The organism is Streptomyces fildesensis, from assembly GCF_016107395.1.
GTDB lineage: Bacteria > Actinomycetota > Actinomycetes > Streptomycetales > Streptomycetaceae > Actinacidiphila > Actinacidiphila fildesensis.
On sequence record NZ_JAAIKO010000171.1, the window covers coordinates 1 to 496 of the forward strand.

At 44.0% G+C, this 496-nt stretch carries 1 protein-coding gene; it reads left to right on the forward strand.

Annotated elements, in window-relative coordinates:
• The coding region (locus tag C6N31_RS42445) for a hypothetical protein (RefSeq protein ID WP_232486354.1) at nt 1-341 on the forward strand (341 nt) is incomplete at its 5' end.
• Nucleotides 342-496: the final 155 nt, after the last annotated feature.

Below are 496 nucleotides of genomic sequence, written 5' to 3' on the forward strand. Positions count from 1 at the left end.
TCTACAAGAGAAGAGTGAGCTTCCACTTCTATTCAGAAGAAAACCTATCGTTTCTTTGGGTCTTTTGTTTGCTAACAATGGCCTCTGCAAAATTTAATCTCTTGTTTGCCGTTCTGTTCGCTGTTCTCCTCATTGCCTCCCAGGCGTGGGCTCGTGAGCTGACTGAAACTGCTCTACCCTTGAAAAGTGGGCAATATGAAGACGTCCAGGCTAAGTTAAACCCTAATCACGGGCCGCATGATTTCCATCATGGAAAGGGTCATGATGGCCACTTTCGCCCGAAAGAGCAAGGCCAAGCAGCAGTCCAGACTCAGGATGAAGAAGCTGAAACATTCGATTAAACGAAGCTTAGAAGTTTCACATGGCTACTTCGCCTTTAAGCACGAAATAAAGAGCTAGCTAAGCTAGTGTACTTCAAGAAATAAAAAACTAGCTGGACTATGTATTTCAAGAAGAAATGTACCATTTTTATCTTCCAGAGATCGGAAGAGCGTCG